The sequence below is a fragment of the Micromonospora sp. WMMD987 genome, assembly GCF_029581435.1.
Taxonomy (GTDB): Bacteria; Actinomycetota; Actinomycetes; order Mycobacteriales; family Micromonosporaceae; genus Micromonospora; species Micromonospora rifamycinica.
Genome location: NZ_CP120861.1, coordinates 6,087,684 through 6,105,996 on the forward strand (window position 1 = coordinate 6,087,684; position 18,313 = coordinate 6,105,996).

An 18,313-nucleotide genomic window follows, 5' to 3' on the forward strand; every position below is an offset into this window, starting at 1 on the left:
GGGGCGGTAAGGCTTTCGTAACGCCACCGGCCGGTGCCCGACGGCCATGCTCCGGCGAGACTGGGCGGTATGTCCCGTCGCCTGCTCCGTGCCCCACTGACCTGGGTCGCCGTCGCCGTCCTCGGTGTCGGCGTCGCCTTCGGCCTCTACTGGTTCCAGCCCTGGAAGGTGGTCACCGACAACCGGGTCGACGAACAGCTCTCCGAGGTGGACGCCGCCCCGACCGGTTCCGCACCCACGGGGGCCACGCCGACCGGCACCACGTCCACGGATGCCACGCCCACGGGTGCCACGCCCACCGGCGCCACGCCCACCGGCACCACGTCCACGGGCGCCACGCCCACGGGTGCCACGCCGACCGCCCCGGCCGGACAGCCTCCCGCCGGCAGCCCCACCGGCACCCGGCCGGTGGTGGTCAGCCGGGGGGCGTTCGTCAGCCACGAGCACGACACCTCGGGCGACGCCCGGATCGTCCGGACCACCGACGGCCGGCACCGGTTGGAACTGGTCGGGCTGGACACCTCCAACGGTCCCGATCTGAAGGTCTGGCTGACCGACCAGCCGGTGCGCACCGGCCGGGCCGGCTGGGGCGTCTTCGACGACGGCCGCCGGGTGGAGCTGGGCCGGCTCAAGGGCAACCGGGGCGACCAGGCGTACGCCATTCCGGCCGGCACCGATCTCACCGGGTTGACCAGCGTCACGATCTGGTGCCAGCGGTTCGCCGTCTCGTTCGGGGCCGCGCCCCTGGTCGCGGGCGGCTGACCGGCCCACACGGGCGGCCGGCGCACCAACCGTTGATCCACTTCCGGGCCGGGACGGGAGTGGCGCTCTCGACCGATCGCCGAACGGCTGAGAAACTGTGAGCCGGCCGGCGAGTGAGGGGTACGGATGAGCAACGGTTCAGTGCTGCCCGAGGACGTGCTGCGGGATGCTCCCGCGTACGCGCCACGCCCCGGTGAGCTGGCCGATCTGGAGTTGCTGCTGAGCGGGGCGTACACCCCGCTGGCCGGCTTCATGACCCGGGCCGACCTGGTGTCGTTGCAGCGGCGTGGCCGGCTGGCCGACGGCACCTCCTGGCCGGTGCCGGTGACCCTCCAGGTGCCCACCCCGGTCGCCGACGGGCTGGACCCGGCCGATCCGGGCCGCCGGACGCTGGTGCTCACCGACGGCGAGGGCGCCCCGGTGGCCGCGCTGGAGGTGACCGACGTCTGGCCGGTCCGCGAGGGTGTGGCCGGGCTGGGCGGCCCGGTGCGCCGGCTCGGCGACGGCGGGCACGGCCCGTTCCAGCGGCTGCGTCGAGGCCCGGAGGAGGTACGCCCGCTGCTGCCCCCGGGCCGGGTGCTCGGGGTGATCGCCGACCGGCCGCTGCACCGGCCGCAGCTCGCGCAGATCGCGCACGCGGCCCGGACCCTCGGGGCGCACCTGCTGGTGATGATCCCGGTCGGTGAGGACGGCGCGGGCGGACTGCCCACCGAGGCCCTGGTCCGCAGCATCTTCGCGGCCCGGGACCGGATGCCCCCGGCCACCCTGGTCGCGGTTCCGCTGCCCCGGCGTACCGACGAGATCAGCGACGCCCTGCTGCGGGCCCGGATCTCCGCCGCCTACGGGGTCACCCACCTGCTGTCCACCGGCGGCATGCTCTCCGGTGCCGGGCTGCGGGTGCTGGTCCCCCGCGAGCTGGCCTACGACAGCCGGGACGGTCAGTGGCGCTGGCGCGACGACATCCCGCCGCGCAACCGCAAGCTGGCGCTGAGCGAGGCGGAGATCGACGATCTGCTCGACCGGGGGTTCCCGCTGCCCGAGTGGCACACCCCGCCGGCGGTGGCCAAGGAACTCGTCCGGGCCCGCCCGCCGCGCCGGCACCGGGGGCTGGTGGTCTTCCTGACCGGGCTCTCCGGTTCCGGCAAGTCGACCATCGCCCGAGGGCTGGCCGACCTGCTCCGTGAGCAGGGCGAGCGGACGATCACCCTGCTCGACGGCGACGTGGTGCGCCGGGAGCTGTCGGCCGGGCTGACCTTCAGCCGGGCCGACCGGGACGCCAACGTCCGGCGGATCGGCTGGGTGGCGGCCGAGATCGCCCGGCACCGGGGGGTGGGCATCTGCTGCCCGATCGCCCCGTACGCCCAGGCACGGGCGGCCGTCCGGGAGATGGCCCGGTCCGCCGGTGCGGGCTTCCTGCTGGTGCACGTGGCCACCCCGCTGGAGGTCTGTGAGCAGCGCGACCGCAAGGGCCTGTACGCCCGTGCCCGCGCCGGCCTGCTCACCGGGATGACCGGGATCGACGACCCGTACGAGGCCCCGACCGACGCCGACCTGGTGGTCGACACCACTGGCCAGAGCATCGAGGAGGCGGTGCAGGCGGTGATGAACCACCTCACCGAGACCGGCTGGGTGGAGCCACGGCTACCGGCCGCCTGACCCGGGGGGTTCCACTTCCACCGCTGCCTGCTGCGCGCTAGTGTTCAATCTTGTTGGAACACGTTCGAGCGCGTGCAGGTGCGGGGAGGTGCGGCGGGATGCTGGCGCGGCAGCGGCAGGCCACCATCCTCGACCGGGTCCGGGCCGCCGGTGGCGTACGGGTCACCGAGCTGGCCGCCGAGTTCGGCGTCTCCGACATGACCATCCGGCGCGACCTGGACACCCTGCACGAACAGGGCCTGCTGGCCAAGGTGCACGGGGGCGCCACCGCCACCGGCTCGACCGACGAACCGGGCTTCCACGCCAAGTCCGTCCGGCAGTCCGCCGAGAAGGCCGCCATCGCCGGCCACGCCGCCGGCCTGGTCCGCCCGGGTGCCGCGGTCGCCCTCTCCGCCGGCACCACCACCGCCGAGCTGGCCCGCCGCCTGGTCGACGTGCCGGGGCTGACCGTGGTGACCAACTCGCTGCCGGTGGCGGAGATCCTGCACACCGCCGGCCGCCCCGACCAGACCGTGGTGCTGACCGGCGGGGTACGCACCCCGTCCGACGCGCTCGTCGGGCCGCTGGCCGTCGAGGCCGTCCGCTCGCTCCACCTGGACCTGCTCTTCCTCGGCGTCCACGGGATCACCGAGCGGGCCGGCTTCACCACCCCCAACCTGATGGAGGCGGAGACCGACCGCGCCCTGGTGGAGGCCGCCGACCGGCTGGTCGTCCTCGCCGACCACACCAAGTGGGGCACCGTGGGTATCTCCTCCATCGTCGGCCTGGGCGCCGCCGACGTGCTGGTCAGCGACGACCGGCTGGCCCCCGAAGCGCGCCGGGTGATCGACGAGAAGGTGGGCGAGTTGGTGATCGTGACAGGCACGGGCCGGGCGGCCGGGCAGGAGACGACGCGGTGAAACGTACGGCGATCGAGCTGGCCGACGGCCGCGAGCTGATCTACTTCGACGAGCGGGACGACACCGTCCGGGACCAACCGGACCGGCGGGAACTCCCCCCGCCCCCACCGGCCTCCCAGCTCCGGTACGATCCGCTCACCGACGAGTGGGTGGCCGTCGCGGTGCACCGGCAGACCCGGACCTTCCTCCCCCCGGCCGACCAGTGCCCGCTGTGCCCGTCCCGGGGCGACCGGCACAGCGAGATCCCCGCGCCCGACTACGACGTGGCGGTCTTCGAGAACCGGTTCCCCTCGCTGAGCCAACGGATCGCCGACGAGCCGGCCGAGATCACCGGGTTCACCCCGGTCCGTCCCGGCCAGGGCCGCTGCGAGGTGGTCTGCTTCACCGACGACCACCAGGCCTCCTTCGCCAGCCTCTCCCCCGCCCGGGTCCGGCTGGTCCTGGAGGCGCTGGCCGACCGGACCACGGCGGTCGGCGCCCTGCCCGGCGTGGAACAGGTCTTCTGCTTCGAGAACCGGGGCGTGGAGATCGGGGTCACCCTGCACCACCCGCACGGCCAGATCTACGCGTACCCGTTCGTCACGCCGCGTACCCGGTCGCTGCTGGCGGCGGCACGCCGGCACGCCGACCGTACCGGCGGGGGCAACCTGTACGCCGACGTGCTCGCCGCCGAACGGGCCACCGGCGACCGGGTGGTCGCCGCCAACGAGTTCTGGACGGCGTTCGTCCCGGCGGCCGCACGCTGGCCGTTCGAGGTGCACGTCGCCCCGCACCGGCCGGTGCCGGACATCCCGGCGCTCGACGACGCCGAGCGGGACGCCTTCGGCCCGCTCTACCTGGACGTGCTGCGCCGCTTCGACGACCTGTTCGACCTGCCGATGCCGTACATCTCGGCCTGGCACCAGGCCCCGGTGCGGACCGACCGGGAACTGGGCCACCTGCACCTGCAGTTGTTCAGCGTGCGCCGGGCCAGGGACAAGCTCAAGTACCTGGCCGGCTCCGAGTCGGGCATGGGCGTGTTCATCAACGACATCGCCCCCGAGCGCGCCGCCGAACTCCTGCGCGCCGGCTGACCCGTACCCGCTGCGGGGCGGCCCCGGCGCGGTGGTGGGCACGGGTCGCCAGCGGCCGGGCCACCGCTAGGCCGGGCCACCGCTAGGCCGGGGAACGCGGCGCGGGGGGCCCGGGACGGGCCCCCCGCAGGGAAGGGACGGCTGGCTGTGCGAGCAGCCGGGAAGGGTCGGCCGGTCGGTGGTCATGCCACGGCGGCCGGGGGCGACCTCTCCTGGACGCGACTGGCACGCGTCCACCCCGCTCAACGACCTGTCGTCACCCCCGGTGACGAGCACGACCCGCGCTCACCCGATCGGGGCAACGGCCGTCACCGGTTCCCCTGGTCGCACCGATCCCCTGGTCCCACCGGTCCCGCCACGGCACCCCGGCTTCCGGACAGGGCCGCCCCGGCTCCGGGGTGGTACGACGGAACCCGCCGGCGGGCTGCCGGCGGGTTCCGTCGATGCGGGCGAGGGTCAGGCGCTGAGCTTGCGCGCCAGGTTCTCGTCGAGGGTGTTCATGAACTCGTCGGTGGTCTGCCACGGGGCGTCCCGCGAGATGAGCAGCGCGAGGTCCTTGGTCATCTGGCCGCTCTCGACCGTGTCGACGATGACCTGCTCCAGGGTGTCGGCGAACTCGGTGACCGCCGGGGTGCCGTCCAGCTTGCCCCGGTGGGCCAGGCCACGGGTCCAGGCGTAGATCGAGGCGATCGGGTTGGTCGAGGTCTTCTCGCCCTTCTGGTACTGCCGGTAGTGCCGGGTGACCGTGCCGTGGGCGGCCTCCGCCTCGACGGTACGACCGTCCGGGGACAGCAGCACGGAGGTCATCAGGCCGAGCGAGCCGAAGCCCTGCGCGACGGTGTCGGACTGCACGTCACCGTCGTAGTTCTTGCAGGCCCACACATAGCCGCCCTCCCACTTGAGCGCGGCGGCGACCATGTCGTCGATGAGCCGGTGCTCGTAGGTGAGGCCGGCGGCGGCGAACTCGTCCTTGAACTCGCTCTCGAACACCTCGGCGAAGAGGTCCTTGAACCGGCCGTCGTACGCCTTGAGGATGGTGTTCTTGGTGGACATGTAGACCGGGTAGTTGCGGTCCAGGCCGTACCGGAACGAGGCGCGGGCGAAGTCCCGGATCGACTCGTCGTAGTTGTACATGCCCATGGCGATGCCGCCGCCGGGGAAGTTGGCGACCTCCAGTTCCATCGGGGCGCCGCCGTCGGCCGGGGTGTAGGTGATGGTGACCGTGCCCGGACCGGGGACCACGAAGTCGGTGGCCTTGTACTGGTCGCCGTGGGCGTGCCGGCCGATGATGATCGGCTTGGTCCAGCCGGGGACCAGCCGCGGCACGTTGGACATGATGATCGGCTCGCGGAAGACGACGCCGCCGAGGATGTTGCGGATCGTGCCGTTCGGCGACCGCCACATCTTCTTGAGGCCGAACTCCTCCACCCGGGCCTCGTCCGGGGTGATGGTCGCGCACTTGACGCCGACGCCGTGCTCGGCGATGGCGTTCGCGGCGTCGATGGTCACCTGGTCGTCGGTGGCGTCCCGGTGCTGGATCGACAGGTCGTAGTAGTGCAGGTCGACGTCGAGGTAGGGCAGGATCAACTGCTCCCGGATCTGCTTCCAGATGATCCGGGTCATCTCGTCGCCGTCGAGCTCCACGACCGGGTTGTTTACCTTGATCTTCGCCATCGGCCGGCGCTCCTCTCGGGGGACACGTGCTCTAGCAGTACGAGCGTACTGGAAACCGGTTCACGGCACCGAGCCGGCCTCGACCCGGCAGCCCCGGACGGCCGAAATCACCGCGCGGGCCACGGCGGACCCTGGCACCATCACCGGATGCCGCTGAGCCGCATCCTCGGGTCTATCACGGTCACCGCCCTCACCGACGGTGAGGGACCGTTCTTCCAGCCCCGGGCGGAGGCATTCCCCGACGCCACCGCCGCACACTGGCGCGAGGCGGACCGGCGCGAACCCGGCTCGGTCACCGCCGACGGCGGGTGGTGGCTGCCGTTCCGCGCCTTCGCGCTGCGCGTCGGGGACGGGCCGGTGACCCTGATCGACGCCGGCATCGGACCGGCCGGCTCCCCGGCCGCGAGCTGGGCACCGGTCCCCGGCCGGTTGCCGGCCGAACTGGCCGCCGCGGGCATCGACCCGGCGGACGTACACACCGTTGTCCTCACCCACCTGCACAGCGACCACATCGGCTGGGCGGTGACCGGCACCCCGGGCCGCCCCTACTTCCGCAACGCCACCTACCTGCTCCAACGGACCGAGCTGGCCGTCGCCGAGAGCATCAACCCCGGGCTGCCGGCCGGCCTGATCGCGCCGTTACGCGCCGCCGGCCAGCTCCGGTCGGTCGACGGCGACACCACCCTCGCCCCCGGGGTACGCCTGCTGCCCAGCCCCGGGCACACCCCTGGCCACCAGTGCGTACTGGTCGACGCCGGCGACGAGCGGGTCCTGTTCACCGGCGACCTGCTGGTGCACGTGGTGCAGCTGGTCGACCCGGACCTGGCGTACGCCCACGAGGAGGACCCGGTCGCCGCCCGGCACTCCCGCACCACCCTGCTCCACGACCCCGCCGCCCCTCCCCCCACCATCCTCGCCACCCCCCACCTCGCCACTCCCTTCACCCCCTTCACCCCGACCCCGCCTCCACCCACCGCCTAGGGCGGGGCAGGGGCGGGTGGGTTGGGGCAGGGGGTGGAATGGGGTGAGGGGCGGGGCGGCATCAGCCGGCCCGCCCCTCAGAGATGTTCGGGGGTGTCCAGGGTCACATGTTGGCCACGTCGGCCTGCTTGGCGCGGACGGCCTCGGCGGCCTCCTTGAGGCTGGCCAGCTCGTCGGCGTCCAGCTCGGTCTCGACGACCCGCTTGACGCCCTCCGCGCCGATCTCGGCCTCGACACCCAGGTAGACCCCGGAGATGCCGAACTCGCCGTCGACCCAGGCGCAGACCGGCATGACCGCGCCGGAGTCCTCGGCGACCGCCCGGGCCATCCGGGCGGCGGCGGCCGACGGGGCGAAGTACGCCGAGCCGGTCTTGAGCAGCGCGACGACCTCGGCGCCACCGTTGCGGGTCTTGACGACCAGTTCCTCGATCTGCCCGGCCGGCATCGCCTCGCGTAGCGGCTTGCCGTCGACCGTGCTCCTGGACGGCACCGGCACCATCGTGTCACCGTGCGAGCCGAGGGTGAGCGTGGTCACCGACTTCACCGGCACGTCGAGGGCCTCGGCGACGAAGTTGGTGAACCGGGCGGTGTCGAGCATGCCGGCCTGGCCGAGCACCCGGTTCCTGGGGAACTGGGTGGCGAGCTGGGCCAGCGCGGTCATCTCGTCGAGCGGGTTGGACACCACGATGACGACGGCGTTCGGGGCGTACTTGGCGACGTTCTCGGCGACCTGCCGCACGATCTTGGCGTTGGTCCCCAGCAGGTCCATCCGGCTCATGCCCGGCTTGCGGGGCAGACCGGCGGTGATCACCACGACGTCGGAGCCCTCGATGGCCTCGTAGCCCTCGCCGTTGGGGCCGGTGGTGACGCCGACGACCTTGGTCTCGAAGCCCTCGATGGCGCGGGACTGGTTGAGGTCCAGCGCGAGGCCCGCCGGCTTGCCCTCCACGATGTCGGTGATGACGACGGTGTCGAAGACGTCGTACTCGGCCAGGCGCTGTGCGGTGGTGGAGCCGTAGAAGCCGGCCCCGACGACAGTGACCTTCTTACCCATGGTCGTCCCACTCCCTGCTACCAGTCGGTTTTCCAGACCGTAACAGTCACCCTGGCACTGTTCAGGCCAGGGGCGGCGACCGTCCCCGGGATGGGGCCAACGTCACCACCGCGCGGTTCCCCGCCGGCCCGGCGGTCGGACCGCACCGCCGTCCGGCACGCCGGGCCGGCCTGTCCGGCCGGCCGGCTCAGCCCCGCTCGGCGCGTTCGACGACGTTGGTGAGCAGCATCGCCCGGGTCATCGGCCCGACGCCGCCCGGCATCGGCGCCAGCCGGCCGGCGACCTGGGCCACCTCCGGGTCCACGTCACCGGTGTAGCGGCCCTTGCCGTCGTCGCCGATCACCCGGGTGATGCCGACGTCCACCACGGTGGTGCCCGGGGTGACCATGTCGGCGGTGAGCAGGCCGGGCACCCCGGCGGCGACGACGACGATGTCGGCGGCGCGGGTGTGCGCGGCGAGGTCGAGGGTGCCGGTGTGGCAGAGGGTGACGGTGGCGTTCTCGCTGCGCCGGTTGAGCAGCAGGCCGAGCGGTCGGCCGACGGTGTTGCCCCGGCCGACCAGGGCGACGTTGGCGCCGCGCAGCGGCACGTCGTACCGGCGGAGCAGCTCGACGATGCCGCGCGGGGTGCAGGGCAGCGGTCCGTCGTAACCGAGCACCAGCCGGCCCAGGTTCACCGGGTGCAGACCGTCGGCGTCCTTGTCCGGGTCGATCAGCTCCAGGGCACGCTGGGTGTCCAGGTGCGCCGGCAGCGGCAGCTGGACGATGTAGCCGTGGCAGCCGGGGTCGGCGTTCAGCTCGGCGAGCACGTCGTCGAGCTGCTGCTGGGTGGCGTCGGCGGGCAGCTCCCGGCGGATCGAGGCGATGCCCACCTCGGCGCAGTCGCGGTGCTTGCCGTTGACGTACGCCTCCGAGCCGGGGTCCGCCCCGACCAGCACGGTGCCCAGCCCGGGGGTGACACCTCGCTCCGCCAGCGCCTTGACCCGTACCCGCAGCTCGTCCTTGATCTCGGCTGCGGTCGCCTTGCCGTCCAGGATGATCGCCGTCACGACCTGATCGTCTCATGGCGGGCGGACGGCGGACCGGCGACGGGGAACCGTGACGGTACGTGACGTGCCTTTGGTCACCCTGGGTGACGAATTGAGGAGCGGGTCACCTGGCAGACCGGAGCGGCGCACCGCATCGGGCACGAACCGGACGACCGGTGCGCCGGCCGACCGACGGCATCGACCCGCCCCACCACACCACGGAACCCCTCCCGGATGACCGATCCCGAGCAGCACCCTTTGCCGATCTCACTACCAGCGGAGGCTGCCGGCGACAAGGGGTGCCGGCGGGATCCGTTATCTCTTCGCAACGCCCACGTTGTCGATGCAACGACTCCGACCTACCGTTGCCGAACGTTGCTCAGAGTGACCCAGCGTCGGGTCCGGCTGCGCTACGTGATGAGATGAGGAGACCCCCATGCGTGTACGCAGGCTCGCTGCCTGGACCGCCCTCCCGCTCGCGGTGACCCTGGGCCTGGCGGCCTGCGGCTCGGGCGGCGGCAGTGGTTCCGGCCAGTCCGACCCCGACGCGGCCGTGCGGATCGAGATCGCCGAGCCGCAGCACCTGGTGCCGACCAACACCAACGAGACCAGCGGTTCACAGGTGCTCGCCGCCCTGTTCAGCCCGCTGGTCGACTACGACGAGGCCAACAAGCCCCACGAGGTGGCGGCCGAGTCGGTCACGTCGTCGGACAACAGGGTCTGGACGGTCAAGCTCAAGGACGGCTACACCTTCCACAACGGCGAGAAGGTCACCGCCGACAACTACCTGGACGCCTGGAACTACGGCGCGTACGCCCCGAACGGGCAGAACTCCAGCTACTTCTTCGAGAAGATCGCCGGGTACGCCGACCTCCAGGGTGAGAAGCCGCAGGCCGAGCGGTTGTCCGGGCTGAAGAAGGTCGACGACCTGACCTTCACCGTCACGCTGACCGAGCCGTACAGCGAGTTCAAGACGATGCTCGGCTACACCGCCTTCTACCCGCTGCCCAAGGCCGCCTTCTCCGGGCCGGGCGTGCTACGGGAGGGCTACGAGCAGGCCCCGATCGGGCAGGGCCCGTTCCGGATGAAGGGCTCCTGGCAGCACGACGCCAAGGTCGAGGTGGAGCGCTACGACGCCTTCCCCGGCGAGCAGCCGAAGGTGGGCGGGGTCGAGTTCCGGATCTACCAGCAGCTCACCGCCGCGTACGCGGACGTGCTGTCGGACAACCTCGATGTGATCAAGACGATCCCGACCGAGAACCTGTCCACCGCCGGCACCGACCTGGGTGACCGGTTCCGGCAGAGCCCCGCCTCGTCGTTGCAGGTGCTGGCCTTCCCGACCTTCCAGAAGGAGTTCAGCAAGCCCGAGGTGCGCAAGGCGATCTCGATGGCGATCGACCGGGACGAGATCACCAAGTCGATCTTCAAGGACTCGCAGCAGCCGGCCCGCTCGTTCGTCTCGCCGGTGGTCGCGGGCTACCGGGAGAACACCATCGGCGCGGCCGGCGAGTTCGACCCGGCCAGGGCGAAGGCGGCGTACGAGGCGGCCGGCGGCCCGAAGAGGATCGAGTTGTCGTACAACGGCGACGGCGGGCACAAGGACTGGATCGACGCGACCTGCAACCAGCTCAAGGCCAACCTGGGCGTGGAGTGCGTCGGCACGGCCGAGCCCAAGTTCGCCGACCTGCTGACCAAGGTCAAGGCGAAGCAGCCGGTGGGCCTGTTCCGGATGGGCTGGGTGATGGACTACCCGTCGATGGAGAACTACCTCGGCCCGCTGTACAGCACCAACGGCTCGTCGAACTACTACGGCTACCGCAACCCCGAGTTCGACAAGCTGCTGGCCGAGGGCGCCAAGGCGCCGAACGAGGAGGCCGCGATCGCCAAGTACCAGGCGGCCGAGGACCTGCTGGCCGAGGATATGCCGGTGATCCCGCTGCGCTACGGCCAGAACAACTTCGGCCACTCGACCAAGGTGAAGAACGTCCAGATGGACCTCTTCGACCGGGTCGACCTGCTGAAGATCGAGGCGGTCAGCTAAGTCCGTGAGGACGTCGGCGGCGGGCGGGCCGCCGGCACGTCCGGGCGCGTCGGCGGCACCGGAGCCGTCGGCCGTCCGGGCGCGTCGGCGGCACCGGGGCCGTCGGCGGGAGTGACGGGTCGGGTCATCGGTGGACGGTGGCCCGACCCGCCCCCGTATCTGCCGTTTTTCGGCAAGACTGCACAGTATGTTCCGCTTCGTTCTGCGGCGTCTGCTCCAGATGGTCCTGGCCTTCTTCGGGACCACGCTGATCGTGTACGCCCTGATGTTCGCCGGCCAGGGCGACCCGATCCAGGCGCTGGCCGGCGAACGGCCGGTCACCCCGGCCCAGCGGGCGTACCTGACGGAGAAGTTCCACCTCGACCGGACCGGCATCGGCGGCTTCTTCTACCGCTACCTCGACTACCTGGGGAACCTGCTCAAGGGCGACCTCGGCCAGTCGCTGACCGGACGGTCGATCGGGGACGTCCTCGCCGCCGCCTGGCCGGTCACCGTCAAGCTCGCCGTGATCGCGATGGCGGTGACCATCCTGTTCGGGGTGACCGCCGGGGTGCTCGCCGGCATCCGTCGGGCCGGCCTCTTCGACAACGCCACCCTGGTGCTGACCCTGCTGGTGCTGGGCATCCCCACCATCGTGCTGGCCCCGCTCGCGCAGTACCTGCTCGGCGTCCGGTGGGCGCTCTTCCCACCCACCGCCGGCGCCGACCCCGACCTGTACGCCCTGCTGCTGCCCGGCATCGTGCTCGGCTCGCTGTCGCTGGCCACCGCGCTGCGGCTGACCCGTACCTCGGTCGCCGAGAACCTGCGCGCCGACTACGTACGCACCGCCCGGTCGAAGGGCCTGGTCCGGCGGCGGATCATCGGGGTGCACGTGCTGCGCAACTCGCTCATCCCCGTGATCACCTTCCTCGGTGTCGAGCTGGGCAACCTGATGAGCGGCGCGATCATCACCGAGGGCGTGTTCAACATCCCGGGGGTCGGCTTCAACCTGTTCCGGGGCATCCGTACCGAGGACGGGCCGCTGGTGGTGGGCATCGTCAGCGTCCTGGTGGTGGTCTACCTGGTCGCCAACCTGGCGGTGGACGTCCTGTACGCCGTCCTCGACCCGAGGATCCGCTATGAGTGAACGCGACGGGGTGCCGGCATGAGCGACTTCGAGACGGTGGCGGCGACGGAGGACCAGTCCGCCCGGCGGGGGGTCTCCGGGGAGCCCGGCACCCCCGACCGGGTGGGCGTACCGCGGAAACCCCGCAGCCTGGCCGGGGACGCCTGGCGCGACCTGCGCCGCAAGCCGGTCTTCTGGATCAGCCTGGCGCTGGTCGTGCTGGTCGCCGCGATGGCCGCCGTGCCCTCGCTGTTCACCGCCAACGACCCGCGTGACTGCGTGCTCTCCCGCCAGCACGCCGCCGCGTCCGGCGGGGCGGTCTTCGGGTACGACTTCCAGGGCTGCGACACGTACGCCCGCGCCGTCTACGGGGCCCGCGCCTCGCTGCTGGTCGGCGCGCTCTCCGCGCTGCTCACCGGGATCATCGCGCTGGTGGTCGGGATGCTGGCCGGGTACTTCGGCCGCTGGGTCGACGCGGTGCTCTCCCGGGTGATCGACATCGTGCTCGGCATCCCGCTGCTGCTCGCCGCGATCGTGCTGCTCAAGCGGGTCAGCACCGGCAGCGACACGGTCCGGCTGTTCGCGGTGATCTTCGTGTTGGCGGTGCTCGGCTGGACCACCGCCGCCCGGGTGGTCCGCTCCTCGGTGATCACCGCCAAGGAACAGGACTACGTGGCCGCCGCCCGGATGCTCGGCGCGGGCCACGGGCGGATCATGTGGCGGCACATCCTGCCGAACGCGCTCGCCCCGGCGATCGTGGTGCTGACCATCGCGCTCGGTTCGTTCATCGCCGCCGAGGCGACCCTGAGCTTCCTCGGCATCGGCCTGAAGGCCCCCACCATCTCCTGGGGCATCGAGATCGACGCCGGCCGGGTGCACATGCGCGAGTCGGCGGTCCCGCTGGTCGTCCCGTCCGCCTTCCTCGCGCTGACCGTGCTGGCCTTCATCATGCTGGGCGACGCCATCCGCGACGCCTTCGACCCGAAGCTCCGGTGACCGCCGTGCCCGCCACCGCCACGCGCCGAACGCCCGCCCGCCGAGCGCGTGGAGCGGGACCGGCCGGTGCGCGCAGGAGATCGACGCCGCGCGCGCAAGGAGCGGGCGCAGTCCGCCCCGCAGTCGCCAGCGAGAGGCAGATCCGGTGACCGGCTCCGCGGTCCGGCCCACGCCGGCCTCCCCCACCCCACCCGGCGGTCACCTGCTGGAGGTGCGGGACCTGCACGTCGAGTTCCGCACCGGCGAGGGGGTGGCCAGGGTGATCAACGGGGTCTCCTACCACCTGGATCCGGGCGAGACGCTGGCCGTGCTCGGCGAGTCCGGCTCCGGCAAGTCGGTCACCGCCCAGGCGATCATGGGCATCCTGGACACCCCACCGGCGGTGATCCGCTCCGGTCAGATCCGCTACCGGGACCGCGACCTGCTCACCCTGCCCGAGGAACAGCGCCGGCAGGTACGCGGCAAGGAGATCGCGATCATCTTCCAGGACGCGCTGTCGGCGTTGAACCCGGTCTTCCCGGTCGGCTGGCAGATCGGCGAGACGCTGCGGCAGCGGGACCGGATGTCCCGCGCCGACGCCCGACGGCGGACCGTCGAGCTGATGGACCTGGTGCGCATCCCCGGGGCGGCCGGGCGGCTCGGCGACCACCCGCACCAGTTCTCCGGCGGCATGCGGCAACGCGTCATGATCGCCATGGCGCTGGCGCTGGAGCCGAAGGTGCTGATCGCCGACGAGCCGACCACCGCCCTCGACGTCACCGTGCAGGCCCAGATCATGGACCTGCTGGCCGACCTGCGGCGTGACCTCGACATGGCGATGATCCTGATCACCCACGACCTGGGCGTGGTGGCCGGCGTCGCGGACCGGATCGCCGTCATGTACGCCGGCCGGATCGTCGAGCACGCCGACGTCCGCGCGCTGTACTCCGCGCCCGCCCACCCGTACACCAAGGGGTTGCTGGCCTCGATCCCCCGGCTGGACGTGCGCGGCCGGGAACTGGCCACGATCCGGGGACTGCCACCGAACCTGATGCGGATCCCCACCGGCTGCCCGTTCCACCCCCGCTGCCCGTACGCCCGGCAGGTCTGTGTGGACGTGGTGCCGGACGACCTGGTGCTCGCCGACGGCCGGACCAGCGCGTGCCACTTCGCCCAGGAGGTGCACGATGACCGGGCCCGCTAGCCCCACCGAGGTCCGGGGGGAGACCATTCTCGCCGTCGACGACCTGGTCAAGCACTTCCCGATCACCCGGGGCGTGCTCTTCCCCCGGCAGGTCGGCGCGGTCCGGGCCGTCGACGGGGTCAGCCTCACGCTGCGCCGGGGCGAGACGCTCGGCATCGTCGGCGAGTCCGGGTGCGGCAAGTCGACCCTCGCCCGGGTGCTGATGCGGCTGGAGACACCGACCTCCGGCCGGGCCACCCTCCAGGGCCGGGACCTGCTCTCCGCCTCCGGGGGCGAGCTGCGCCGGCTGCGGCGCAACATGCAGATGGTGATGCAGGACCCGTACACGTCGTTGAACCCACGGATGACGGTGGGCGACATCATCGGGGAACCGTTCGACATCCACCCGGACGCCGCCCCGAAGGGCAGCAAGCGCGGCCGGGTCCAGGAGCTGCTGGACGTGGTCGGTCTCAACCCCGAACACGTCAACCGGTATCCGCACCAGTTCTCCGGCGGCCAGCGGCAGCGCATCGGCATCGCCCGCGCGCTCGCCCTGCGCCCCGAGGTGATCGTCTGCGACGAGCCGGTCTCCGCCCTGGACGTCTCGATCCAGGCCCAGGTGATCAACCTGCTGGAGCAGCTCCAGGACGAGTTCGGGCTCTCCTACATCTTCATCGCGCACGACCTGTCGGTGGTCCGGCACATCTGCGACCGGGTGGCGGTGATGTACCTGGGTCGGATCGTCGAGACCGGCACCGAGGAGGAGGTCTACGAACGGGCCACCCACCCGTACACCCAGGCGCTGCTGTCGGCGGTGCCGGTGCCGGACCCGGACGCGCGCGACGCCACCGACATCATCCGGCTGACCGGGGACGTGCCCAGCCCGGCCGACCCGCCGTCGGGCTGCCACTTCCGTACCCGCTGCTGGAAGGCCGAGGAGATCTGCGCCCGCGAGGATCCGCCGACCGTCCCCCGTCCCGCCGACCCCCACCCCAGCGCCTGCCACTTCGCCGCCCTGCGCCCCCCACCACCCGCCGCCCCGACCCGCTAGCACGGCTCGCGGCCGGCCGGGTCCTGTCCGGCTCACCGTGATCGCCTACGTCTGACCGACTCGACACGCCGGGGGAAGTGCCGCTCAGCCGTAGACGATCACGGGACCGACCGCAGCGGAGGCTGGGGCCGGGACGTCAGTGGAAGAAGTGCCGGGTGGCGGTCAGGTACATGGTGACGCCGGCCCGCTGGCAGGCGGCGATGACTTCCTCGTCGCGGATCGAGCCGCCGGGCTGGACGATCGCCGTCACCCCGGCGTCGATCAGGATCTGTGCGCCGTCGGCGAACGGGAAGAAGGCGTCCGAGGCGGCGACGGAGCCACGGGCGCGCTCCGCACCGGCCCGGCTGACCGCCAGCCGGGCCGAGTCGACCCGGTTGACCTGGCCCATCCCGACCCCGACCGAGGCACCGTCCTTCGCCAGCAGGATCGCGTTGCTCTTCACCGCGCGGACCGCCCGCCAGGCCAGCGCGAGGTCCCGCAGGGTGGCCTCGTCGGCCGCCTCGCCGGTGGCCAGCTTCCAGTTCGCCGGGTCGTCGCCCTCGGCGTCGATCCGGTCCCGCTGCTGGACGAGGACACCGCCGGTGACCTGCCGCCACTCGGCCGGCAGCGGGGCGAAGGCCGGGGCGCGCAGCAGCCGGATGTTCTTCTTGCCCTGGAGGATCTCCACCGCGCCGGGCTCGAACTCCGGTGCCACCAGCACCTCGGTGAAGATCTCCGCGACCTGCCCGGCCAGCTCCACCGAGACCGGCCGGTTGACGGCGATCACCCCGCCGAACGCGGAGACCGGGTCGCAGGCGTGCGCCTTGCGGTGCGCCTCGGCCACGTCCGCGCCGACGGCGATGCCGCACGGGTTGGCGTGCTTGATGATCGCCACCGCCGGTTGGTCGGGGAAGTCGTTCGCGGCCCGCCAGGCGGCGTCCGCGTCGACGTAGTTGTTGTAGGACATCTCCTTGCCGTGCAGCTGCTCGGCCTGGGCCAGCCCGGCGGGGCTGCCCGGGTCGGCGTAGACGGCGGCGCCCTGGTGCGGGTTCTCGCCGTAGCGCAGCGTCGCCTGCCGGCGCAGGGCCAGCCCGGCGAAGTGCGGCCAGCCGTCCTCGGCCGGGGCGGCGGTGCCGGCGAACCAGTCGGCGACCGCCACGTCGTACTCGGCGATGTCGGCGAACGCGCGGGCCGCCAGCGCCCGGCGCTGGGCCAGCGTGAAACCGCCCTCGGCCAGCGCGGCGACCAGCGCCGGGTACGCGGCCGGGTCGGTCACCACGGCGACCGAGGCGTGGTTCTTGGCGGCGGCCCGGACCATCGCCGGCCCGCCGATGTCGATCTGCTCGACGCACTCGTCCGGGGACGCGCCGGAGGCGACGGTGGCCTGGAACGGGTAGAGGTTGGAGACCAGGACGTCGATGCCGGCGATGCCGTGCCCGTCGAGCTGGGCGGCGTGCGACTCCTTGCGCAGGTCGGCCAGGAGCCCGCCGTGGATCTTGGGATGCAGGGTCTTGACCCGGCCGTCGAGGATCTCGGGGAAGCCGGTCACCTGCTCGACCGGGGTCACCGGCACGCCCGCGCCGGAGATCGTCGACGCGGTGGAGCCGGTCGAGACGATCTCCACCCCGGCCTCGTGCAACGCACGGGCCAGCTCGACCAGACCACTCTTGTCGTAGACGCTGACCAGCGCCCGCCTGATCGGGCGACGGGAGTCCTGCGGGGCACTCACGGAACGGTGACCTTTCTTCCGGTGATCGTCCAACCTGCACGAACCAGCCGACCGACCTGCTCGACGAGCTGGCGGCGTTCGGCTTCCTTGATGCGCTCGGTGAGCGTCTCCTCGTCGTCGTCGTCGAGGACCGGCACGGCGACCTGCGCGACGATCGGGCCGGTGTCCATCCCGGCGTCGACGAAGAAGAGGGTGGCCCCGGTGATCTTGACGCCGTAGGCCAGCGCGTCCCGGGGCCCGTGGATGCCGGGGAACGCCGGCAACAGGGTGTTGTGCGTGTTCAGGTAGCGGTCACCGAAGGCCGCCAGGAACTCCGGCCCGACCAGCTTGAGGAAACCCGCCGAGATCACCAGGTCGGGCCGGTGCCCGGCGACGTGCGCGGTGAGGGCCTCGTCCCAGTCGGCGCGGGTCGGGTGGTCCTTCACCCGCTCCACGAAGGTCGGCACCCCGGCGGCGGCCGCCCGGTCCAGGCCGGCGATGCCGTCCCGGTCGGCACCGACGGCCACCACCCGGGCCCCGTAGCCGGGGTCGGCGGCGGCGTCCAGCAGCGCCTGGAGGTTGCTGCCGGAGCCGGAGACGAGGACGACGAGGCGGGCGACGGACGCGGGCTCGGTCACCGGGCCACCCTAGCGGTCAGGTCGGAACGCCCATCTGCCGGGCAGCGACGTTTCGGGTGATCACGCATGTCGTCCCGACACGATACGCTGCCGGTCGCCCGGTGGCCGGATCACCTCCGACCGCCGCACTCTTGCCAATGATCAGGTACGGACGCCGTACCGACGTGAACGAGGAGTTCCACGATGCAGCCCGGCTACCCCAACCCGCAGCAGCCGATCAACAACAACATGACCGCGTCGATCGTGGCCATCTTCTTCTTCTGGCCGCTGGCGATCCCCGCCATCATCAACGCCTCGAAGGTCAACCCCGCTCTCCAGCAGGGCGACTACGCGGGCGCCGAGGCCGCCGCCCGGGAATCCAAGAAGTGGTCGAAGCTGGCCTTCATCATCGGTGGGGTCTGGCTCGTCATCGTGCTGCTCTGCTGCCTCTTCGGTGGTGTGATGGGCGCAATCGACGGCAGCACCAGCACGAGCAGCTACTGACGGACCACGACTGAGGAGCACCCG

General features: G+C 72.1%; 16 protein-coding genes. 11 read left to right on the plus strand and 5 right to left on the minus strand.

Annotated elements, in window-relative coordinates; translation table 11 throughout:
* Positions 1-69 precede the first annotated feature (69 nt).
* The 4 genes from O7612_RS25805 to galT all read left to right on the plus strand — a co-directional run bounded on the left by O7612_RS25805 (position 70) and on the right by galT (position 4,390).
* Complete coding sequence (locus O7612_RS25805) at positions 70-762, plus strand: DM13 domain-containing protein (RefSeq protein ID WP_282268106.1); 693 nt, start codon at positions 70-72, stop codon at positions 760-762.
* A gap of 126 nt (positions 763-888) precedes the next feature.
* Positions 889-2,418, plus strand: coding sequence for an adenylyl-sulfate kinase (cysC, locus tag O7612_RS25810; protein WP_282268108.1), 1,530 nt, complete (start codon positions 889-891; stop codon positions 2,416-2,418).
* Between the two features lie 98 nt (positions 2,419-2,516).
* Positions 2,517-3,317, plus strand: a complete 801-nt coding sequence (locus O7612_RS25815; protein WP_282268110.1) for a DeoR/GlpR family DNA-binding transcription regulator — start codon at positions 2,517-2,519, stop codon at positions 3,315-3,317.
* Positions 3,314-4,390, plus strand: coding sequence for a galactose-1-phosphate uridylyltransferase (galT, locus tag O7612_RS25820; protein ID WP_282268112.1), 1,077 nt, complete (start codon positions 3,314-3,316; stop codon positions 4,388-4,390). Before O7612_RS25815 ends, galT begins: the two co-directional genes overlap by 4 nt.
* Positions 4,391-4,846: 456 nt before the next feature.
* Here the strand turns inward: galT and O7612_RS25825 are convergent, their stop codons facing one another.
* Positions 4,847-6,064 (minus strand): NADP-dependent isocitrate dehydrogenase, encoded by a 1,218-nt coding sequence (locus tag O7612_RS25825; RefSeq protein WP_282268113.1) that lies wholly within the window; start codon positions 6,062-6,064, stop codon positions 4,847-4,849.
* Between the two features lie 147 nt (positions 6,065-6,211).
* On the opposite strand from O7612_RS25825, the gene O7612_RS25830 reads away from it, so the two are divergent.
* Positions 6,212-7,045 (plus strand): MBL fold metallo-hydrolase, encoded by an 834-nt coding sequence (locus O7612_RS25830; protein ID WP_282268115.1) that lies wholly within the window; start codon positions 6,212-6,214, stop codon positions 7,043-7,045.
* A 103-nt stretch (positions 7,046-7,148) separates the two neighbouring features.
* Here the strand turns inward: O7612_RS25830 and O7612_RS25835 are convergent, their stop codons facing one another.
* A complete protein-coding gene (locus O7612_RS25835; protein ID WP_282268117.1) occupies positions 7,149-8,099 on the minus strand; it encodes a malate dehydrogenase in 951 nt (316 codons plus the stop codon).
* A 187-nt stretch (positions 8,100-8,286) separates the two neighbouring features.
* Positions 8,287-9,147 carry a bifunctional methylenetetrahydrofolate dehydrogenase/methenyltetrahydrofolate cyclohydrolase gene (locus tag O7612_RS25840; RefSeq protein WP_282268119.1) on the minus strand — a complete coding sequence of 287 codons (861 nt, stop codon included), beginning with the start codon at positions 9,145-9,147 and terminating at the stop codon, positions 8,287-8,289.
* Positions 9,148-9,562: 415 nt separating this feature from the next.
* On the opposite strand from O7612_RS25840, the gene O7612_RS25845 reads away from it, so the two are divergent.
* From O7612_RS25845 to O7612_RS25865, 5 genes are all read left to right on the plus strand, one after another.
* Positions 9,563-11,167 carry an ABC transporter substrate-binding protein gene (locus O7612_RS25845; RefSeq protein ID WP_282268120.1) on the plus strand — a complete coding sequence of 535 codons (1,605 nt, stop codon included), beginning with the start codon at positions 9,563-9,565 and terminating at the stop codon, positions 11,165-11,167.
* 187 nt (positions 11,168-11,354) lie between these two features.
* Positions 11,355-12,293, plus strand: coding sequence for an ABC transporter permease (locus O7612_RS25850; protein WP_282268123.1), 939 nt, complete (start codon positions 11,355-11,357; stop codon positions 12,291-12,293).
* An 18-nt stretch (positions 12,294-12,311) separates the two neighbouring features.
* Positions 12,312-13,268, plus strand: a complete 957-nt coding sequence (locus tag O7612_RS25855; protein WP_282268125.1) for an ABC transporter permease — start codon at positions 12,312-12,314, stop codon at positions 13,266-13,268.
* Between the two features lie 145 nt (positions 13,269-13,413).
* On the plus strand, positions 13,414-14,451 hold the full coding sequence (locus tag O7612_RS25860; RefSeq protein WP_282268127.1) for an ABC transporter ATP-binding protein: 1,038 nt from the start codon (positions 13,414-13,416) through the stop codon (positions 14,449-14,451).
* Positions 14,435-15,481 (plus strand): dipeptide ABC transporter ATP-binding protein, encoded by a 1,047-nt coding sequence (locus O7612_RS25865; protein WP_282268129.1) that lies wholly within the window; start codon positions 14,435-14,437, stop codon positions 15,479-15,481. The genes O7612_RS25860 and O7612_RS25865 overlap by 17 nt, the downstream gene beginning before the upstream one ends.
* Before the next feature lie 136 nt (positions 15,482-15,617).
* Here O7612_RS25865 and purH read toward each other — a convergent pair whose 3' ends face one another.
* Both purH and purN read right to left on the minus strand, forming a co-directional pair.
* Complete coding sequence (purH, locus tag O7612_RS25870) at positions 15,618-17,189, minus strand: bifunctional phosphoribosylaminoimidazolecarboxamide formyltransferase/IMP cyclohydrolase (protein ID WP_282268131.1); 1,572 nt, start codon at positions 17,187-17,189, stop codon at positions 15,618-15,620.
* The gene (purN, locus tag O7612_RS25875; protein ID WP_282268133.1) at positions 17,186-17,806 is read right to left on the minus strand and encodes a phosphoribosylglycinamide formyltransferase; all 621 of its coding nucleotides are present in this window, start codon (positions 17,804-17,806) and stop codon (positions 17,186-17,188) included. Before purN ends, purH begins: the two co-directional genes overlap by 4 nt.
* A gap of 183 nt (positions 17,807-17,989) precedes the next feature.
* Here purN and O7612_RS25880 point away from each other — a divergent pair, with 183 nt between their 5' ends.
* On the plus strand, positions 17,990-18,289 hold the full coding sequence (locus tag O7612_RS25880) for a CD225/dispanin family protein (protein WP_282268135.1): 300 nt from the start codon (positions 17,990-17,992) through the stop codon (positions 18,287-18,289).
* Positions 18,290-18,313 lie beyond the last annotated feature (24 nt).